Raw genomic sequence first — 3,311 nt, 5'->3', positions numbered from 1 at the left:
ATATTAAATAAAAGTTGCGATTTTGTTTGTTGATTAGGGAAAAAGGGTTGTATATTTGCACCCCGCTTAGCGCGGTAGTTCATTGAGTTTTAAGGATTGTTTTTTGGGGTTAAAAATAAAAAAAATTAATTTTCAAAAAAGGCTTGTTTAATTAAAAATAAGTATTAGTTTTGCATCCGCTTAGCGAAATAGAGTTGAGTGTGTTCATTGTAGGATTAGCTTAGAAAAATAAAAAATAAATTATTTCATTTTTTATTTGCCAGAAAGAAAAAAAGGTTTTACATTTGCAGCCGCTAACATAACAAGTGTTAAGAGTTCTTGAGATAACAAAAATAAAATCCCTTGGTTGGGCGAGAGAAGAAGAGGTTCGATTCCTTTTATTTTAGCAAGAAAAGTTGTGAGAATAACTTTTAAAAAGTTCATTGAAGTATTGAATTGACAGTGTATTTTCGATTAACGCAAGTTAAACGAAAGACGAATAAAAAAAATTAAGGCTTTATAGAATAAGTTTTGAGTCTTTACTAGAATGCAAATTTTAGTAATTAAAAATTCCAGTTGATATTTAAAGGTATTGTAAATATATTTAAAAAACAACGATGAAGAGTTTGATCCTGGCTCAGGATGAACGCTAGCGGCAGGCCTAACACATGCAAGTCGAACGGTAACAGCAGAGCTTGCTCTGGCTGACGAGTGGCGCACGGGTGCGTAACGCGTATACAATCTGCCTATTACTGGGGTATAGCCCGAAGAAATTTGGATTAACCCCCCATAGTATTGAGATAAGGCATCTTATTTCAATTAAAACCACGGTGGTAATAGATGAGTATGCGTCCTATTAGTTTGTTGGTAAGGTAACGGCTTACCAAGACTTCGATAGGTAGGGGTCCTGAGAGGGAGATCCCCCACACTGGTACTGAGACACGGACCAGACTCCTACGGGAGGCAGCAGTGAGGAATATTGGACAATGGAGGCAACTCTGATCCAGCCATGCCGCGTGCAGGAAGACTGCCCTATGGGTTGTAAACTGCTTTTATAGAGGAAGAAACCTCCCTTCGTGAAGGGAATTGACGGTACTCTACGAATAAGGATCGGCTAACTCCGTGCCAGCAGCCGCGGTAATACGGAGGATCCAAGCGTTATCCGGAATCATTGGGTTTAAAGGGTCCGTAGGCGGACTAATAAGTCAGTGGTGAAAGTCTGCAGCTCAACTGTAGAATTGCCATTGATACTGTTAGTCTTGAGTCATTATGAAGTGGTTAGAATGAGTGGTGTAGCGGTGAAATGCATAGATATCACTCAGAATACCGATTGCGAAGGCAGATCACTAATAATGTACTGACGCTGATGGACGAAAGCGTAGGTAGCGAACAGGATTAGATACCCTGGTAGTCTACGCCGTAAACGATGGTTACTAGCTGTTTGGTCGATTGAGACTGAGTGGCTAAGCGAAAGTGATAAGTAACCCACCTGGGGAGTACGTTCGCAAGAATGAAACTCAAAGGAATTGACGGGGGCCCGCACAAGCGGTGGAGCATGTGGTTTAATTCGATGATACGCGAGGAACCTTACCAGGGCTTAAATGTAGTCTGACAGATTTGGAAACAGATTTTTCTTCGGACAGATTACAAGGTGCTGCATGGTTGTCGTCAGCTCGTGCCGTGAGGTGTCAGGTTAAGTCCTATAACGAGCGCAACCCCTGTGGTTAGTTGCCAGCGAGTCAAGTCGGGAACTCTAGCCAGACTGCCGGTGCAAACCGTGAGGAAGGTGGGGATGACGTCAAATCATCACGGCCCTTACGTCCTGGGCCACACACGTGCTACAATGGTAGGGACAGAGAGCAGCCACTTCGCGAGAAGGAGCGAATCTTCAAACCCTATCACAGTTCGGATCGCAGTCTGCAACTCGACTGCGTGAAGCTGGAATCGCTAGTAATCGGATATCAGCCATGATCCGGTGAATACGTTCCCGGGCCTTGTACACACCGCCCGTCAAGCCATGGAAGCTGGGGGTACCTGAAGTCCGTTACCGCAAGGAGCGGCCTAGGGTAAAACTGGTAACTGGGGCTAAGTCGTAACAAGGTAGCCGTACCGGAAGGTGCGGCTGGAACACCTCCTTTCTAGAGCAAGTACTATAAGTACAAGCGCAATACTAGATCGACTTAGGAACTCATAATGAGTTTTATAAGGTCTTAATTACTGTCAATTTATATTTTAAATGCAGTCTCATAGCTCAGCTGGTTAGAGCGCTACACTGATAATGTAGAGGTCGGCAGTTCGAGTCTGCCTGAGACTACAACGTGTAAAAACGCTGTTAAGTTTTAGGTATTAACTTGAGACAAAGTTCATTAACAATTACTGAAAGGAAATTTTAGAGGTTGAGTAGCCGTTATAAGTACTGTTAACTACTAACTGGTTAACTGATCACTAAAAGACGGGGGATTAGCTCAGCTGGCTAGAGCGCCTGCCTTGCACGCAGGAGGTCATCGGTTCGACTCCGATATTCTCCACGATTCCTTAAGATAGGTTAAAGATAGTTTTTATAAGCAACCAGGGTGCGCAAGCATTTATAGTTTATAAGATCATTAGAGATTTATCGTTAACGAGGAAAAAAGTTCATTGACATATTGAAGAAATAAAGAATACGAGAGAACTCTGTATCTTATTATAAGAACAGAATACAAATATATTAAATTAATTTACTAGAAATAGTAAAGAGCAAATTAGGTAAAAGACATAAGCTTTTTAAGGGCGTATGGGGGATGCCTAGGCTCTCAGAGGCGAAGAAGGACGTGATAAGCTGCGAAAAGCTGCGGGGATTGGCACACACAAATCGATCCGCAGATATCCGAATGGGGCAACCCACTATACTGAAGGTATAGTATCCGCAAGGAGGCAAACCCGGAGAACTGAAACATCTAAGTACCCGGAGGAAGAGAAAACAATAGTGATTGCGCTAGTAGCGGCGAGCGAACGCGCAATAGCCCAAACCATATCGTTTACGGACGGTATGGGGTTGTAGGACCACGACATTTGACATTGTATGAACTAGAACAAGTTGGAAAGCTTGGCCATAGACGGTGACAGCCCGGTATAGGTAAAGAGAATGAAGATAGTGGTATCCTGAGTAGTGCGGGGCACGTGAAACCCTGTATGAATCCAGCGGGACCATCCGCTAAGGCTAAATACTACTGAGAGACCGATAGTGAACCAGTACCGTGAGGGAAAGGTGAAAAGAACCTTGAATAAAGGAGTGAAATAGACCCTGAAACCATACGCTTACAAGCGGTCGGAGCCCTTTGGGGTGACGGCGT

Annotated in this window: 2 tRNA genes and 2 rRNA genes (1 of these 4 cut by a window edge); all 4 read left to right on the top strand. The window is 43.5% G+C overall.

The features are described 5' to 3' along the window. Positions 1–593: 593 nt before the first annotated feature. Positions 594–2,117: ribosomal RNA gene (locus FT986_RS11925) — 16S ribosomal RNA — on the top strand. 102 nt (positions 2,118–2,219) lie between these two features. Beyond that, positions 2,220–2,293, top strand: a tRNA-Ile gene (locus FT986_RS11920). Between the two features lie 140 nt (positions 2,294–2,433). Further along, positions 2,434–2,507: transfer RNA gene (locus tag FT986_RS11915), tRNA-Ala, on the top strand. A 224-nt stretch (positions 2,508–2,731) separates the two neighbouring features. Then, a 23S ribosomal RNA gene (locus FT986_RS11910) occupies positions 2,732–3,311 on the top strand (it continues 2,244 nt past the right edge of the window). The 16S and 23S rRNA genes sit together here with 2 tRNA genes alongside, the layout of an rRNA operon.

The organism is Mesonia sp. K4-1 (genome assembly GCF_008017825.1).
Taxonomy (GTDB): domain Bacteria; phylum Bacteroidota; class Bacteroidia; order Flavobacteriales; family Flavobacteriaceae; genus Mesonia.
Note: the sequence above shows the minus strand (reverse complement) of the source record. Positions and strands in the feature narration are given on the sequence as shown.